This is a genomic window from Pseudoroseicyclus sp. H15 (genome assembly GCF_054353345.1).
Window position 1 is genome coordinate 35369 of record NZ_JBTHJE010000004.1, and the last position, 16985, is coordinate 52353.

13 protein-coding genes are annotated in these 16985 nt (G+C 67.8%); 4 read left to right on the forward strand and 9 right to left on the reverse strand.

Annotation, left to right across the window (positions count from 1 at the left end):
- Positions 1–3: 3 nt before the first annotated feature.
- On the reverse strand, positions 4–1278 hold the full coding sequence (locus tag ACXN5S_RS09575; RefSeq protein WP_458605204.1) for a flavin-containing monooxygenase: 1275 nt from the start codon (positions 1276–1278) through the stop codon (positions 4–6).
- Positions 1279–1402: 124 nt separating this feature from the next.
- On the opposite strand from ACXN5S_RS09575, the gene ACXN5S_RS09580 reads away from it, so the two are divergent.
- Together ACXN5S_RS09580 and ACXN5S_RS09585 are read left to right on the forward strand one after the other, a co-directional pair.
- Positions 1403–2596, forward strand: coding sequence for an acyl-CoA dehydrogenase (locus tag ACXN5S_RS09580; protein WP_458605205.1), 1194 nt, complete (start codon positions 1403–1405; stop codon positions 2594–2596).
- Positions 2593–3771: a CaiB/BaiF CoA transferase family protein gene (locus ACXN5S_RS09585; protein WP_458605206.1), complete on the forward strand. Its 1179-nt coding sequence runs from the start codon at positions 2593–2595 to the stop codon at positions 3769–3771. The genes ACXN5S_RS09580 and ACXN5S_RS09585 overlap by 4 nt, the downstream gene beginning before the upstream one ends.
- Positions 3772–3915: 144 nt before the next feature.
- On the opposite strand, the gene ACXN5S_RS09590 is transcribed toward ACXN5S_RS09585, so the two are convergent.
- Both ACXN5S_RS09590 and guaB read right to left on the reverse strand, forming a co-directional pair.
- Positions 3916–4965, reverse strand: a complete 1050-nt coding sequence (locus ACXN5S_RS09590; protein WP_458605207.1) for a dipeptidase — start codon at positions 4963–4965, stop codon at positions 3916–3918.
- Between the two features lie 99 nt (positions 4966–5064).
- Positions 5065–6513 (reverse strand): IMP dehydrogenase, encoded by a 1449-nt coding sequence (guaB, locus tag ACXN5S_RS09595; protein WP_458605208.1) that lies wholly within the window; start codon positions 6511–6513, stop codon positions 5065–5067.
- Between the two features lie 135 nt (positions 6514–6648).
- Here guaB and ACXN5S_RS09600 point away from each other — a divergent pair, with 135 nt between their 5' ends.
- On the forward strand, positions 6649–7740 hold the full coding sequence (locus ACXN5S_RS09600; RefSeq protein ID WP_458605209.1) for a M20/M25/M40 family metallo-hydrolase: 1092 nt from the start codon (positions 6649–6651) through the stop codon (positions 7738–7740).
- Positions 7741–7803: 63 nt separating this feature from the next.
- Complete coding sequence (locus tag ACXN5S_RS09605; RefSeq protein WP_458605210.1) at positions 7804–8694, forward strand: DUF1206 domain-containing protein; 891 nt, start codon at positions 7804–7806, stop codon at positions 8692–8694.
- Positions 8695–8724: 30 nt separating this feature from the next.
- Here the strand turns inward: ACXN5S_RS09605 and ACXN5S_RS09610 are convergent, their stop codons facing one another.
- The 6 genes from ACXN5S_RS09610 to ACXN5S_RS09635 form a co-directional block, all read right to left on the reverse strand.
- Positions 8725–9459: a peptidase gene (locus tag ACXN5S_RS09610; protein WP_458605211.1), complete on the reverse strand. Its 735-nt coding sequence runs from the start codon at positions 9457–9459 to the stop codon at positions 8725–8727.
- Between the two features lie 42 nt (positions 9460–9501).
- The gene (locus tag ACXN5S_RS09615; RefSeq protein WP_458605212.1) at positions 9502–10299 is read right to left on the reverse strand and encodes a transglutaminase family protein; all 798 of its coding nucleotides are present in this window, start codon (positions 10297–10299) and stop codon (positions 9502–9504) included.
- 6 nt (positions 10300–10305) lie between these two features.
- Entirely contained in the window at positions 10306–11247 is a 942-nt protein-coding gene (locus ACXN5S_RS09620; protein ID WP_458605213.1) for an alpha-E domain-containing protein, read from the reverse strand.
- A gap of 3 nt (positions 11248–11250) precedes the next feature.
- Positions 11251–12651 carry a circularly permuted type 2 ATP-grasp protein gene (locus ACXN5S_RS09625; RefSeq protein ID WP_458605399.1) on the reverse strand — a complete coding sequence of 467 codons (1401 nt, stop codon included), beginning with the start codon at positions 12649–12651 and terminating at the stop codon, positions 11251–11253.
- A 232-nt stretch (positions 12652–12883) separates the two neighbouring features.
- Positions 12884–13171: an SH3 domain-containing protein gene (locus ACXN5S_RS09630; protein ID WP_458605214.1), complete on the reverse strand. Its 288-nt coding sequence runs from the start codon at positions 13169–13171 to the stop codon at positions 12884–12886.
- A 357-nt stretch (positions 13172–13528) separates the two neighbouring features.
- A complete protein-coding gene (locus tag ACXN5S_RS09635) occupies positions 13529–16831 on the reverse strand; it encodes an error-prone DNA polymerase (protein WP_458605215.1) in 3303 nt (1100 codons plus the stop codon).
- Positions 16832–16985 lie beyond the last annotated feature (154 nt).

Below are 16985 nucleotides of genomic sequence, written 5' to 3' on the forward strand. Positions count from 1 at the left end.
GGCTCAGCTCCTTTGCGGGTCGCGTTCCTGCTGCGGGCGCGGGGTTTCGTAATCGAGATAGCCGCGCTGCTTGGCGATGTGATCGGCGATGTAGGAGGCGTCGTACCAGACGCCCCAAATGAAGGAGGAGCCGCGCCGTGTCTGCCAGGGCAGGCCGAGGAAGTAGATGCCCGGCACCTTCGAGATGCCGCGGCTGTGCCGGGGCTTGCCGGCTTCGTCGAAGCTGTCGACCTTCAGCCAGCTGAAATCCTGCTTGAAGCCCGTGGCCCAGAGGATGCTGGTGATACCCTCCTTGCCCAGATCGAGCGCCAGCACCGGCTCGGTCACACAAGCCGGGTCGGGCGTGATCTGCCGCGCCTCGGGCTCTTCGGGCAGGTCGAGGCCCATCTCCTCGATATAGGCGTCGGCCTCGGCGAGGAGCTTCAGATAGCTTTGGTCCCCCGCCGCCAGATTGGCCGCCAGATCGGGACGGAAATGCATCACGCCGTCCTCGAAGCGATCCGTCCGCCCGTGCAGCACCATGCCCTCCTGCGCCAGACGGCGGAAATCGACGGTGCGCCCGCCGTCCGCCCCGCTGACGGCGATGGTGACATGGCTGTCGCCCTCTTTCGCGTGCAGGTCCCAATAGCCGAGCACGCCCAGCCACCAGACGAAATCGCGCCCCCGGTAGCGGCGCGGCGGCCGGTCGTGCTCGCCGAGCGACAGATGCACCCGGCGGCCCGCCTGCAACAGCTCCTCCGCGATCTGCGCGCCCGAGGCGCCGCCGCCCACAACCAGCACGCCGCCCTCGGGCAGTTGCCCGGGGTTGCGGTACTGGCTGGAATGGAGCTGCGTCACCGCGTCCTCCGGCACCAGCGGCGGGAGTACAGGCACCTGAAACGCGCCCGTCGCCGCGATGACGAACCGCGCCTCGATCTCACCCTCGCTGGTGGTCACCCGGTACCCGCGCTGGCCTTTCAGCGGCACCGCCTCCTGCACCTCCACCCCGGTGCGGATCGGGGCCCCGATCATCTGCGTGTAGCGGCGGAAGTACTCGGTCACCTCTTCCTTGGGGGCGAAGCGTTCGGTGTCGCCTTCGAAGGGCATCGACGGGAAGCAATCGTGCCAGACCGGCCCGTTGGTGACGAGCGAATCCCAGCGCCCGCTCGACCAGGCCTCGGCGACGTCGGCCTTCTCCAGCACCAGATGTTCGATGCCCTGGCGGCTGAGATGTTCGCTCATCGCGATGCCCGCCTGGCCCGCGCCCACCACGAGCGCGTCTGTCCTCTCCACCGCCATGCCGGCCCTCCGATCGCTGCCGGGGCAGACTGGCCCGCTCGCGACGCAGGGACAAGGCCCCGGGCCGGCTTGCGCCGCGCGCGCCCTCGGGCCATGGATAGGCGAGATCAACAGGGAGCGCATCATGGCCGGTTTAAAGGGCGAAAGCTTCGTCTGGGACGACCCCTTCCTCCTCTCCAGCCAGCTGTCGGAAGACGAGCGGATGATCGGCGATGCCGCCCGCGCCTTCGCGCAGGACAAGCTCGCCCCCCGGGTGCAGCGCGCCTATCTCGATGAGACGACCGACCCGGACATCTTCCGCGAGATGGGCGAAGCCGGCCTGCTGGGTGTGACGATCCCCGAGGAATACGGCGGCCTCGGCGCCGGCTATGTCACCTACGGGCTGGTCGCGCGCGAGGTGGAGCGGGTGGATTCAGGCTACCGCTCGATGATGTCGGTGCAGAGCTCGCTCGTGATGTTCCCCATCCATGCCTATGGCTCCGAAGAGCAGCGGGCGAAGTACCTGCCCAAGCTCGCCAGCGGCGAATGGATCGGCTGCTTCGGCCTCACCGAGCCCGATGCCGGCTCCGACCCCGGCGGCATGGCGACCCGTGCCGAGAAGATCGACGGCGGTTACCGCCTCACCGGCACCAAGACCTGGATCTCCAACGCCCCCATCGCCGATGTCTTCGTCGTCTGGGCCAAGAGCGCGGCTCATGGCGGCAAGGTGCGCGGCTTCGTGCTGGAGAAGGGCATGAAGGGGCTGAGCGCGCCCAAGATCGACGGCAAGCTGAGCCTCCGAGCCTCTGTCACCGGCCAGATCGTGATGGAGGGCGTCGAGGTCGGCGAAGAGGCGCTGTTGCCCAATGCGGAAGGCATGGGCGGACCGTTCGGCTGCCTCAACCGCGCGCGCTACGGCATTGCCTGGGGTGTCATGGGCGCCGCGGAGGATTGCTGGCACCGCGCCCGCAGCTACGGGCTCGACCGCAAGCAATTCGGGCGTCCGCTGGCCGCCACCCAGCTCTACCAGAAGAAGCTCGCCGACATGCAAACCGAGATCGCCCTCGGCCTGCAGGCGGCCCTCCGCGTCGGCCATCTCTATGACGAGGGGCGCTTCGCCCCGGAGATGATCTCGCTCATCAAGCGCAACAATTGCGGCAAGGCGCTCGACATCGCCCGCATGGCACGCGACATGCACGGCGGCAACGGCATCCAGATCGAATACCACGTCATGCGCCACGCCCAGAACCTGGAAACGGTGAACACCTACGAGGGCACCCATGACGTGCACGCGCTTATCCTCGGCCGGGCGCAGACGGGCATCCAGGCGTTCGGATGAGCGGGGCGGCAGACTTCGGGGGGGCGCCCCGAGACGCCCCCCTTGCGGGCCTCAAGGTCGTCGAACTCGCGCGCATCCTCGCTGGCCCCTGGCTGGGGCAGACGCTGGCCGATCTCGGCGCCGAGGTCATCAAGGTCGAGGCGCCCGAGGGCGACGACACCCGCCGCTGGGGCCCGCCGTTTCTGGAGCGCGATGACGGGCAGGGCGGTACCGAAAAGGTCGCCGCCTATTTCCACGCGACCAACCGCGGCAAGACCTCGGTCATCTGCGATTTCGGCAAGGCGGAGGATCTGGCGCGGCTGAAGGCACTGATCGCCGACGCGGATGTGCTGATCGAGAACTTCAAGGTCGGCGGCCTCGCCAAATTCGGCCTCGACTACGAGAGCCTCGCCCCCACCAACCCCCGCCTCGTCTATGCCTCCATCACCGGCTTCGGCCAGGCCGGCCCGCGCGCCGCCCAGCCCGGCTACGATTTCCTCATCCAGGGCATGTCCGGCATCATGGACCTGACGGGAGAGCCCACCGGCGAGCCCCAGAAGGTCGGCGTCGCCTGGATCGACCTCTTCACCGGCCTCTACGGCACCATCGCCGTGCAGGCGGCGCTGGCGGAGCGCGCCCGCTCCGGCCTCGGCCAGCAGCTCGACCTGTCACTCTTCGACACCGGCGTCGGCGTGCTGGCGAACCAGGCGGCGAACTGGCTGATCGGCGGGCAGGTGCCCGAGCGCCTCGGCAATGCGCATCCCAACATCGTGCCCTATCAGGTCTTCCCCGCCTCAGACGGCCACCTGATCATCGCCTGCGGCAACGACCGGCAATTCCGTGCGCTCTGCGGCGTCCTCGGCCTGGCCGCCCTGGCAGACGATCCGGCCTACGCCACCAACGGCGACCGCGTCACCAACCGCGAAGCCCTGGCCGCCGCGCTCTCCGCCGCCACGATCCTGCGCTCTCGCGCCGATCTCATCGCGGCTCTCGGCGCCGCCGGCGTCCCCGGCGGCCCCATCAACCGCGTCCCAGAAGCGCTGGCCGACCCTCAAATCTCCGCCCGTGCCCTGCAGATCGCACCGGAGGGCATCGCCGGCCTCCGCACGCCCATCAGCATGTCCCGCTCCAATTTGACGACAGAGAGAGCCGCCCCACTCCTCGGCCAGGGCACCTGGCACTTCACCAGCAACTAGCGCCGACACCCCGCCAGTCCTAAGCGCAGCCTAGACCTCAGCCGAGCGCGCTCTCCAACCCCCAGTCTTTGCTCCCAAAAATCCCGGGGGTCCGGGGGCTGGCCCCGGCCTTGCCACGAGACGCGCCCGCAAGGGAGCGGCGAGTTAGCGCCCCCAGCTCTCGCGCAACACCCGCACCCAGTTCCCATGGCAGATCTTCGCCACAAGCTCCTCTCCATAGCCCGCCTGCCGCATCGCCCCCACCAGCGCCGGCAGGCCGCCCACGTCGCCGATCTCCTTCGGCACCGCCGCCCCGTCGAAATCCGACCCGAGCGCCACGCCATCCTCGCCCAGATGCTCCAGCAGGTGATCCAGATGCCGGATCATCACCGTCAGCGGCACATCCGGCCCCATCTGCCCGTTTTCCGCCAAGAAGGCCCGCGCGAAGTTCAGCCCCACCAGCCCGCCCGTCTCGGCGATCTGATCCAGCTGCCGGTCCGTCAGGTTCCGCGCATGGGGGCTCAGCGCATGGGCGCAGGAATGGCTGGCGATCAGCGGCTTGCCCGAGATCGCCGCCACATCGTCACAGCCCTTCTCATTGAGATGGCTGAGATCGAGCGCAATCCCCAGCCGCCCCGCCTCCCGCACCAGGGCGCGACCCTCTTCCGTCAGCCCCGGGCCGGTGTCGCCAGTGGAGGGGAAGCGGAAGGGCACGCCCTCGGCCCAGCGGGTCTTGCGGCTCCAGACAAGCCCCATCGTGCGCAGCCCCAGCTCGTGCAGCAGATGCAGCGTCCGGAACTCCGGGTCGATGCAATCGGCGCCTTCCAGATGCAGCACCGCCGCCATCGCCGGCGCCTTCAGCGCGGCCTCGATCTCACCCGCCGTCCGGCAGGGCAGGATCACGCCTGCCGCCGCGAGCTCGGCAAAGATCGCCGCCTGCGCCACGATCCCGCGCAGCGCCAGCCCTTCATCCATGATGTCCGGCAGGGCCATGTCATAGCCCTCGCCCGCCATCTGGTTGAAATCGGGCCTCTGCGAGGGGTCATGTGCGAACATGGCAAACAGCCCGCCGCCCAAGCCGCCGGCCATGGCGCGCGGCAGGTCCACCTGCGTCGGCCCGCCGCCGTCGCGCACTTTCGCCACACTCGAGCGCCCGAGCGCGAGGTTCAAGAGCAGGTCGTTGTGACCGTCGAAGATGGGCGGATTGTCTGGCATCGCGTCGCTCCTTGAACCACCGGCCAACTAGAGCGGCCCTGCGCCCGCTTCGCAAGCCGCCACCCTGCGGCGCATTGACCGCAGGGCAGGGGGCCGCGCTCAGCCGATCCGGTAGTTCGGGCTTTCGCGGGTGATCTGCACGTCGTGAACGTGGCTCTCTTTCAGCCCTGCGCCGGTGATGCGCACGAAGCTGGCATTCTTGCGCATCTCTTCCACAGTGGCGCAGCCGGTATAGCCCATGGCAGCGCGGAGGCCCCCCACGAGCTGGTGCACCACGGCCGTGGCCGAGCCCTTGTAGGGCACCTGGCCCTCGATGCCCTCCGGCACCAGCTTGTCGCTAGCGGCGTCCTTCTGGAAGTAGCGGTCGGCCGAACCGCGGGCCATGGCGGCGAGGCTGCCCATGCCGCGGTAGCTTTTGAAGCTGCGGCCCTGGTAGAGGATCACCTCGCCCGGGCTCTCATCCGTGCCCGCGACCATCGAGCCGATCATGGCGACAGAGGCGCCGGCCGCGATGGCCTTGGCGAAATCGCCCGAGAACTTGATGCCGCCATCGGCGATCACCGGCACGTCGCCGGCGGCGCCCGCGCAATCCATGATCGCCGTCAGCTGCGGCACCCCAACACCGGCAACCATCCGCGTCGTGCAGATCGAGCCCGGCCCGATGCCCACCTTCACGGCATCCGCCCCGGCGCCGATCAGCGCGCGGGTGCCCTCGGCAGTCGCCACGTTGCCCGCGATGACCTGCACCTCGTTCGAGAGTTTCTTCAGCCGCTCGACTGCCTGCGCCACGCCGGCCGAGTGGCCGTGCGCCGTGTCGATCACCACGACATCCACCCCGGCATCGATCAGCGCCTCGGAACGCTCGAAGCCCGCGTCGCCCACGGTGGAGGCGGCGGCGACGCGAAGGCGGCCGAGGTTGTCCTTGGCGGCGACGGGGTTGATCACCGCCTGCTCGCTGTCCTTCAACGTCAGCAGGCCGGTGAGCTTGCCGCTGCCGTCGGTCACCAGCAGCTTCTCGATGCGGCGGGCCTTCATCAGGCTGCGCGCCTCTTCCAGATCGGCCGGCTCGGTGAGCATGGCGAGGTTATCGGAGGTCATCATCACCCGCACCGGGGTGTCGTCGTCCTGCGCAAAGCGCATGTCGCGGTTGGTGACGATGCCAATCACGCGGCCATCGGCGCCGACCACCGGGAAGCCGGTGACCGAATAGCGCGCCATCATCGCCTTGGCGTCGGCCAGCGTCTGATCGGGGCTGAGGGTGATGGGGTTGTAGACGATGCCGGAGACGAAGCGCTTGACCCGCGCCACCTCAGCCGCCTGCTCGGCGATGTCGAGATTGCGGTGGATCACGCCCAGCCCGCCCGATTGCGCCATGGTGATGGCCATGCGGCTTTCGGTCACCGTATCCATGGCTGAGGAGACCACCGGCACGTTGAGTGCGATGCTCTTGGTCAGCTGGGTGCGGGTGTCCGCCGTTGAGGGCAGCACCGTGCTGGCGGCCGGCACCAGAAGCACATCGTCGAACGTGAGGGCCTCACGAATCTCCATCACCGCTCTCCTTGGGGTGGTTTCGTTTGGCGCTTCCCTATTACACGGATCATGGGGCGTGGAAAGGCCCGCCACCGGGGCGCCGCCCTGCGGGAGAATGTCGCGCCCCGGGCGCGGATAACTGAAGGGTTAGAGATGCGGGAAATCGAGCTTCTGGAGCGGCTGGTGGCTGAGCCCAGCGTCACCGGCGGGCCGAATGGCGGCGTGATCGAGCTGGCAGAGACGCTGCTGCGCGGTGCCGGCTTTGCGGTGACGCGCGTCGCCGCGCAGGCCGAGGGCCGCTTCGGGCTGCTGGCGAAGCTGGGTGAGGGAGAGGGCGGGCTGATGCTCTCGGCCCATACCGATGTCGTCCCCGTCGGCGAGGGGTGGACGAGCGACCCCTTCCGGCTTGTCGAGCGCGGCGACCGGCTGCAGGGCCGGGGCGCGACCGATATGAAGGGCTTCCTCGCCTGCGCCCTGGCGCTGGCCGAGCGGTCCGGCGCGGCGCCGCCCGCAGCCCCCCTCTCGCTCGCGCTCAGCTGGGATGAGGAGATCGGCTGCCGCGGCATCGCCGAGATGATCGGCCAGGTCATCCCAACGCTCGGCCGGCCCGAGCTGGTGCTGGTCGGCGAGCCCACCGGGCTGCGGCTCTGCACCGGGCACAAGGGCAAGGCGGCCTATCGCGCCGTGGCCCTGGGCGAGGCGGCGCATTCCTCGCGCGCGCCTTATCACCGCAACGCTCTGCACGGCGCGGCGGAGCTGGTGCTGGCCTTGCGTGACGCGCAGGCTGAGCTGGCCGAGCAGGGCGCGCGCGATGTGGCCTACGATCCGCCGTTCTCGACGATCCACGCTGGCACTATGGCGGGCGGCACCGCGCTGAACATTGTGCCCGATCGGGCCGAGGTTGCCTTCGAGATCCGACATCTGGCGGCGGAGACGCCCGCCGACATCCTGGGCCGGGTGCGTGTGCCGGACGGCGTGACGCTGGAGGAGGTCTCCGCCTATCCCGGCCTCGCCGCCGACCCGTCGGCCCCCGCCATCGCCCGCCTTGCCGGCCTTCTGGACGATCCCGCCCCCATCACGGTGGCATATGGCACTGAGGCAGGGGTCTTCGCGGATGCGGGCCTGACCAGCGTCGTCTGCGGCCCCGGCGAGATGAGCGATGCCCACAAAGCCGACGAGAGCATCGACCCCGGCGAGCTGGCGCGCTGCGCGGCACTGCTGAACAGGCTGACCGGGCTCGGCTGAAAGGGAGGGTTCGGAACCATCGGCTGCGGAGCGCATTGGCCTTTCACAAAACCGGGAGCAGCCATGACCAGTCTTAGTGACACGCGCCAGCAGATCCTCGCGAAAACCGAACCCGACGACTTCCGCTGGGCTCTACCCTTTATGCGGGCCGGATACAGCGGGCGCGGGCTGGTCTACCTCGTGGTCGCCGGCACCGGGATCGTCTCGATCATCAACGGCGGCCAGGCCGAAGGCACCGGCGAGGTGCTGGAGCAATTCGACAATGGCTGGGGCACGGCTGTGCTGGTGCTCATCGCACTGGGAATGCTGGCCTATTTCATCTGGCGCATCGTCGATGCCATCTGGGATCTCGAGGCCTACGGCACCGGCGGCAAGGGCATCATCGCCCGGCTGGGAATGACCGTGACCGGCCTCGCCCACCTCGGTATCGGCCTGATCGCCGTGACAGCGCTGATCTCCAGCTCGTCATCCGGTAGCGGTGGCGGAAGCTCCGGCATGCTGTCGACGGTCATGTCCAAGCCAGGCGGCGTCTGGGCGGTGGGCATCGCGGGCCTCATCACCATCGGCGCCGGCATCTACTACATCGTCAAAGGCGTGCGCGAGAAATACCTTGAGCACCTGCGCGCCAACCCCGTGACGCTGAAGGCGAACATCGTGCTGAAGGCCGGGCTGATCGCGCAGGGCGTGGTCATCGGCATCATCGGTCTGCTGATCGCCCTTGCGGCCCTCCAGCATGATCCGAGCCAGGCCGGCGGCGTCGGCTCTGCCTTCGACTGGCTCTATGCGCAGCCCTATGGCCGTTTGCTGGTGGGCGTGCTCTGCATCGGCCTTCTGGGCTTCGCGGTGTTCTGCTTCGTGAACGCCTTCTACCGCATCGTGCCGAAGGCGGCCGGGCCGGGGGTGGAGAGCGTCTCCACCCGGCTCGAAGCCAAGGCCCGCCAGGCGATGAGCTGATCGGAAAGGGGCGGCGGCTCGGCTGCCGCCCTATTCGACCTGCACTTCCGGAAGGTCGACAAAGGCGTTCTTGAGCGCCTCGCTCCACATCTCACTGATGGCCAGATAGGTCGCATCGTCCGCCTCGATCCGGCGAATGTCGGAGGGGCTGAAGCTGCCCTCTTCATAGAGCTGCATATCGAGCGGCAAGCCCACGGAAAGGTTGGCCTTTATCGTGGAATCGAAGCTGACATAGAGCAGCTTTGCTGCCTCGGCGAAGCTCATCTCTGGCCGGAAGGTGCGCACCAGAATGGGCCGGCCGTATTTGACCTCGCCGATCTGGAACCAGGGGGTGTCGTCGCCCGCCTCGATGAAGTTCCCCTCGGGATAGATCAGGAAGAGCCGCGGCTCCGACCCCTTGATCTGGCCCCCGACGATGATCGAGGCGTTGAAGGCGGCATCGGCGCGCTGGCCGGCCTCGGCATGCTCGGCAATCACATCCTTCAGGAGCGAGCCCACCATGCGTGCCACTTGAAACATCGAGGGCAGGGAGAGGATTGAGGGCGCCCTGTCTGCCGGGGCCTTCATGCGCTCTTCGATATGGCTGACGACGCTTTGCGTGGTGGCAAGATTGCCGGCTGCCAGAAGCGTCACCGCACAGCCCGAGCCGTCGGACCAGAAGAACATCTTCCGGAAGGTGGAAATGTTGTCGAGCCCGGCATTGGTGCGCGTGTCTGACATGAACACCAGCCCCCGATCGAGCCGCAGCGCCACGCAATATGTCATTCTAAGGTGCCCGAACTTCCCCGGGGGCCCGCAGGCCCCGCGCTATTGTTGCTGCACCTCGACATGGACGGTGAGTCGCTCGCCGCCCGCGCCGTGGCGCATGCCAGATACAGGTGCCGCCTCGCCGTAGTCCAGCCCCGTCGCGACGCGCACATAGCGTGTGTCGGGGCATTGGTCGTTCGCCGGGTCGAAGCCGACCCAGCCGAGCCCTTCGACATGCGCCTCGGCCCAGGCATGGGCGGCGTCCTGATCCTTGCCTTCTTCCATGAAAAGGTAACCGGAGACGTAACGTGCCGGGATTTTGAGCGAGCGGCAGGCGGCGATGAACACATGCGCCATATCCTGGCAGACGCCATTGCCGGCGGCCACGACATCCTCCGCGCTCCACGACACATCCGACTGGCCTGGGACAAAGGCGATAGCCTCGGCAATCGCGGAATTGAGCTGGTGCAGCCGGTCGAGATCGCCATTGCCGCCGATGCGGGCGGCAAGCTGGCGCACGCCGTTGCCGGCCGTGGTGTGCGGAGTGGTGCGCAGGAACATCCACAGCGGCATGAAGCCGCCATGCTGGCCGATGACGCCATGCGTCTCGGTCATCTCCACCTCTCCCGAGCAGCGCACCTCGATCACATCGGTGCCCGGCTCGAACGAGATCAGATCCACCCGGTTGCGGTGACTATCTTCGAACCAAAGTTCGCGCTTGCCGCCGCTCACCTCGGTCTCCCAACCCAGAATGGTCTGCGAGGCCTGGCTCTTCGGCGTCAGGCGCAGCTGTTGCAGCGCGTAGGTGACGGGTTCGTCATAGTCGTAGCGCGTTGTATGCGCGATTTTCAGACGCATGGGCCCTCACTCATGGAAGCGGTAGTCGCTTTCGATCTGACTGCCGAGCGCGGCGGCCCGGCCGAGGAAATCCTGGATGAACTCGTGCAGCCCGGTTTCGACCACCTGGTCGACATTGCTGCCGGCGGTGCAGGAGCACAGCTCGGCGGCGAGGCCCTGCGACAGGTTGGTCTCGCCGTAATCCTTCTCAAGATAGTGCAGGTTATCGACCAGCTTGCTGGCGCAGAAGGCCAGGCTGCGCGGCATGCGCGTGTCGAAGATCAGGAAATGCGCGATCTCCCGCGGCCGCACATCCTGGCCATAGGTCATCCTATAGGCGCCCTCGGCCGAGACCGAGCGCAGGATGCTCTCCCATTGCACGTTGTCGAGGCTGGAGCCGACGGCGAGCGCCGAGGGCAGCAGCACGTAGTATTTCACGTCGAGAATCCGCGCCGTGGAGTCGGCGCGCTCGATGAAGGTGCCGATGCGGGCGAAATCATAGGCATCGTTGCGCATCATCGTGCCGTGCATGGCGCCGCGCACGAAGGCGGCGCGCTGGCGCACCAGCGTCAGCACTTCGGGCAGGTCGCGCTCGGGTACCTTGCGGGCGAGGGCGGTCTTCAGCGTCATCCACGCTTGGTTCACCGCCTCCCACACCTCGCGGGTGATGGCGGTGCGCACCATGCGGGCGTTCTGCCGCGCGGCGGCGACGACCGACAACACCGAGGAGGGATTGTCGGAATCGCGCAGCATCCAGTCGACGGCGGCGTCGCGCGTGACGACCTCGCCGTATTTCTCCTTGTAGCCCTCGTAGCAGGCAGCAGTCTGCAGGATGGAATGCCACTCATCCTCGCTGGCCGAGCGGGTCAGCGCGATGCGCTGGCCGGCCTCGACGAGGCGCGAGGCGTTTTCAGAACGTTCGAGATAGCGCGACATCCAGAAGAGGCCGCCGGCGGTCTTACCCAGCATCTGCTATTCCTCCAGCACCCAGGTATCCTTGGTGCCGCCTCCCTGGCTGGAGTTGACGACGAGCGAGCCCTTCTTCAGCGCCACGCGGGTCAGGCCGCCGGGCGTGATCGTCACACCTTCGGGGCTGACGAGCACATAGGGCCGCAGGTCGACATGCCGGGGCGCGAGGCCCGCCTTGGTGAGGATCGGCACCGTCGAGAGGCTGAGGGTGGGCTGGGCGATGTAATTGCCGGGCTTGGCCAGCAGCTTGTCGCGGAAGGCCGCGATCTCTTTCTTGCTGGCGGTCGGGCCTATGAGCATGCCGTAGCCGCCCGAGCCGTGCACTTCCTTCACCACGATGTCGGCGAGGTTGTCGAGCACATAGGCCAGCGCATCGGGCTCGCCGCAGCGCCACGTGGGCACGTTCTGCAGGATCGCCTTCTCGCCGGTATAGAACTCAACGATGTCAGGCATGTAGGAGTAGATCGCCTTGTCGTCGGCGACACCGGTGCCGGGCGCGTTGGCGATGGTAATGCCGCCCGCGCGGAACACGTCGAAGATGCCGGGGATGCCCAGCGTGCTGTCATGGCGGAAGTTCAGCGGGTCGAGGAAGTCGTCATCGACGCGGCGGTAGAGCACGTCGATGGCCTTGTAGCCCCGCGTTGTGCGCATCGCGACACGCCCGTCGATGACCCGCAGATCGTGCCCCTCGACCAGCTCGACGCCCATCTTGTCGGCAAGGAAGGCGTGCTCGTAATAGGCCGAGTTGTAGATGCCGGGCGTCAGCACCGCGACGACCGGCTGGCCATCGGTGCCGGTGGGGGCACAGGCGCTGAGTGAGCGGTGCAGGTTCTTGGGGTAGGTTGAGACCGGCTGCACACGGTTCTGCGTGAAGAGCTCGGGGAACATCTGCAGCATCGTCTCGCGGTTCTCCAGCATGTAGGAGACGCCGGAGGGCGTGCGGGCATTGTCTTCGAGCACGTAGAAATCGTCATCGCCCGTGCGAACCAGGTCGATGCCGACGATATGGGTATAGACCCCGCCGGGCGGCGTGACGCCGATCATCTGCGGCAGGAAGGCGGCGTTCTGCGCCACCATCTCGATGGGCAGGCGGCCGGCGCGGATGATCTCCTGCCTGTGGTAGATGTCATGCAGGAAGGCGTTGATCGCCCGGACCCGCTGCTCGATGCCCTTCGAGAGCTTGGCCCATTCGCGGCCCGAGATGATGCGGGGGATGATGTCGAACGGGATGAGGCGTTCGTCTGCCTCCGCCCGGCCATACACGTTGAAGGTGATCCCCGTCAGTCGGAAGATCTCTTCCGCTTCTCGCTGCTTCTTCTTGAGCCGCGCTGGGTCCTCTCCCTGAATCCAGGTGTCGAGGTTCTGGTAGGGGGGGCGGATGGGCATCGACTGGCTTTGCACCATGTCACCCATCGATTGGGTTTGCCCCATGCCCCACATCTCATCGTAGCCGGATGCGTTTGTCATGCCCTCACTCTAGTGATGGTTCTCATCGCCTTACAACCGTCGCAGAGGCGACGGCGCGGCGAATTTATTGCCACCGTGCAAATCTTAAGCGTCTGCGGCGGGCAAAGGGTTCCCGTTTGGGGGGCTGAGGGCTGTGTCACGCGACATGGGAGAGTCGCGGCGGCGGGGATCAGCGCGGCGCGATGTAATCTGCCGAGACATAGCCCGTCACACCCGGCGCGTTGGCCAGAGAGACCTGGCACCAGAGCTGGTTGAGCTCGGTGACGCAGCTGCGCTGGGTCAGCAATGTGCCCTCGGGCAGGCCGAGGATGACGGAATAGCCGAGGCTGGGGCCGGCGCGCAGGTTCAAGAACTCCTCCTCGCCGGTGTTCTGCACGACCACCTGCTCCCCCAGCGGCACGGCGGCACAGCCGGCGAGCGGAAGGGCGAGAAGCAGAAGCAGGGCATGGCGGCGCATGGGGCGGTCCTTCGTTTGGTGTTCGGGCCGGTCTAACGTGGGGTGGAGCTTTCGTGAAGCCGGGGAGGGGCGGAGGGTGCGATTTCTCCGAGCATCGGGGCCACGTCACCGCTTCACACCACGCCCGTAAGCGCGCCGAAGGCGCCGGGCGAGCGCCGGCCCGCCCCGCGGGCTGTCGCTCTGGCTGGGCTGGGCGCAGAGCTCGGGGCTGGGAGGGGTGTGGCGGGCACAAAGCGCGGTAGCGGCAGCCGGGCGAGGGTGGTGCATGTGGCGTCGGTGGTCAGCTGCGAGGCCACTTCTCCCCTTTCATCTGACCAAAATACCTCTTCGCTGCCGCCAGCTTCCCCGCACAGCGCCTCAATGAAAGTCCCGGCTCTTCGGGAAGATCCGCGCATCCCTCGGGTGATGCGCCCCGGGATGCCGCGAGCCCTGCACCGGCTTCACCGCTTCGTCGGCGCGGGCCAGCGGCGGCGCCAGCCGCTCGGGGCCGAGGCGCATGAGCGCATCCGTCCGGTCCTCCACCCGCTCCACCACGAAATGCACGATCTCCACGTCGCGCTGCACCCGGCCATGCACGACCATCAGGCGCGATTGCATCACCTGCTTGCGGAAGGTGGCGAAGACCTTCTCCCAGATCACCAGGTTGGCGGTGCCGAACTCGTCCTCCAGCGTCACGAAGCACACGCCCTTCGCGGTGCCCGGCCGCTGTCGCAGCAGCACCAGCCCCGCCAGCTTCAGCCGCTGGCCGTTGCGCATTCGGGCGAGATCCTCCGTCGAGCGGTAGCCCTGCTTGGCGAGGCTGCGGCGCAGGAAGCTCATCGGATGCGCCTTCAGCGATAGCCGCAGCGTCTGGTAATCGGCCACCACGGCCTCGCAGAGCGGCATCTGCGGCAGGGGCACCACGCGCTCGGGTCCCTCGTCCATCCCCGGCTGGAAGAGGGGCAGGTCCGGCGCTTCCTTCAGGCCCCGCGCCTCCCAGAGCGCCTGCCGCCGGTCGATGAAGAGCGAGCGCATCGCGTCGGCCTCGGCCAGCCGGCGGATCAGGGCCGGCTTGCAGCGCCCGCGGGTCTGCAGCTCGGCCACGCTCTCGAAGGGTGCGTCGCGGCCCGCGATCATCCGCTCGGCGCCCTCCCGGTTCAGCCCGCCGATCTGCCGCAGGCCGAGCCGCACGGCAAAGCCGGTGCCGTCGGGCTCCATCGTCGTGTCCCATTCCGAGAAGTTCACATCCGCGGGCCGCACCTCGACCCCGTGCTCGCGCATGTCGCGCACGATCTGGGCGGGGGCGTAGAAGCCCATGGGCTGCGAGTTCAGCAGCGCGGCGCCGAAGATGCCGGGGTAATGGCATTTCAGCCAGGCGGAGACATAGACGAGCAGCGCGAAGCTCGCCGCATGGCTTTCGGGAAAGCCGTATTCGCCGAAGCCCTTGATCTGGTCGAAGCAGCGGCGCGCGAACTCCTCCTCATAGCCGCGTTTCACCATGCGGGAGACCATCTTGTCCTCCAGGAGCCCGATGGTGCCGGCGGAGCGGAAGGTGGCCATGGCCTTGCGCAGCTCGTTGGCCTCCTTCGGCGAGAACTCCGCCGCCTCGATGGCGATCTTCATCGCCTGCTCCTGAAAGATCGGCACGCCAAGCGTGCGGGCGAGGATGCTCTTCAACTCGGCCGGGTCATGCGGCGCGGCGGGCGAGGGGTAGATGATCTCCTCCGCCCCGGTGCGGCGGCGGAGGTACGGGTGCACCATGTCGCCCTGAATGGGCCCCGGCCGCACGATGGCGACCTCTATGACGAGGTCGTAGAACTGCCGGGGGCGCAGGCGCGGCAGCATGTTCATCTGCGCCCGGCTCTCCACCTGGAAGACGCCGATGCTGTCGCCCTTGCAGAGCATGTCGTAGACCCGCGCATCCTCCTGCGGGACATTGGCCAGCGTCCACCGCTCGCCGTGATGCGCCTCGATCATGTCGAAGGCCTTGCGGATGCAGGTGAGCATGCCGAGCGCGAGGATATCCACCTTCAGGATGCCGAGCGCGTCGATATCGTCCTTGTCCCATTCGATGAAGCTGCGGTCGGGCATGGCGCCGTTGCCGATGGGCACCGTCTCGGTCAGCGGGCGCTCCGTCAGGATGAAACCGCCGACATGCTGGGACAGGTGCCGCGGCATCCCCACCATCTGCTCGGCGAGCTTGATGGTCATCCGCAGCAGCGGGTCGGCAAGGTCCACCCCCGCCTCCTCGGGCTTGGCCCCATCGGCCCGCGCGTAGCTGCCCCAGACGGTCTTGGCGAGCGCGCCGGTGACGTCTTCCGACAGCCCCATGACCTTGCCGACCTCGCGGATGGCGCTCCGGGGGCGGTAATGGATGACGGTCGCGCAAAGCCCGGCGCGGTCGCGGCCATACTTGGCATAGATATGCTGGATGACCTCTTCGCGGCGCTCATGCTCGAAATCCACATCGATATCCGGCGGCTCCTTGCGCTCTTCGCTGATGAAGCGCTCGAACAGCAGCTGGTGCTGCGCGGGGTCGACGCTGGTGATGCCGAGCACGTAGCACACGGCGGAATTCGCCGCCGAGCCGCGCCCCTGGCAGAGGATCGGCGGTGTGCTCTCATGGCGCGCGAAGCGGATGATGTCGTGGATCGTCAGGAAGTAGCGGGCGATGTCGAGCTTCTCGATCATCGCCAGCTCCTTCTTCAGCACCGCCTGCGTGGGCAGCGGCACCCCTTCTGGATAGCGCTCCGCCGCGCCTTTCCAGGTGAGCTCTTCGAGCCAGGCCTGCGGGGTCATGTTCTGCGGGATCACCTCGCGGGGGTATTCATAGGCCAGCTCGTCGAGCGAGAAGGTGATCTCGCTCATGATGTCGCGCGCGGCGCGGATCGCCTCGGGGTACTCGCCGAAGAGGCGGATCATCTCCTTGGGGCTCTTCAGGTGCCGCTCGGCATTGGCCTCGAGCAGGTAGCCGGCGCGGGTGATGGTCGTCTTCTCGCGGATGCAGGTCATCACGTCCTGCAGGGGGCGGCGGGCGGGCGCGTGATAGAGCACGTCATTGGTGGCGAGGAGCCTCAGATCGTGCTGTTTCGCCAGCCTGTCGAGGGTGATGAGCCGGGCGCGGTCATCCCCCCGGTAGGCCACGCGCGCGGCGATGTGGGAGAGGCCCGGCAGGTGCGGGCGCATCTCGGCGAGGCGGCCCGCGAAATGGGCAAGGTCGAGCTCCGGCAGCGCGATGAGGATCAGCCCCTCCTGATGGCGCGCCAGATCCTTCAGCGTGAGGTCGCAGGCGCCCTTGTCCTGCCAGCGGCCCTCCACGTCGCGCATCTTGCCCTTGGAGAGCAGGCGGGAGAGGCGGCCATAGGCCTCGCGGTCCTTCGGGTAGGCGAGGAATTCGTCGCCGGAGACGAGCTGCAGCCGGCAGCCGATGAGCGGGCGCATGCCGGCGGCCTTGGCGGCGGCATGCAAGCGCACCACCCCGGCGAGCGTGTTGAGATCGGCGATGCCGATGGCGTCATAGCCCTGCACATGGGCGGTCTCCACGAGATCGGTCGCCTCCGACGCGCCGCGCAGGAAGGAAAACGCGCTCATGAGCCCCAGCTCGACGAAGGGCGCGGGCGGGTTGGGCTTGAAGCCCGTGGGGTCGAGCCGCTTCTGCGGAATGACATCGCTCTCAGGCATGGGCGGGGCCTCCGGCGGGTGGGGTTGCACCCCACCATCCCGTCGCCACGAGCGCATCCTCCGGCACGGTGCGATCCCCCTGCCACCCAAGGGCCCGCGGTGACCAACCGTGGGCCGCGCCCGACCCGCCCCACGGGCGGGCGCATGGCGCTGT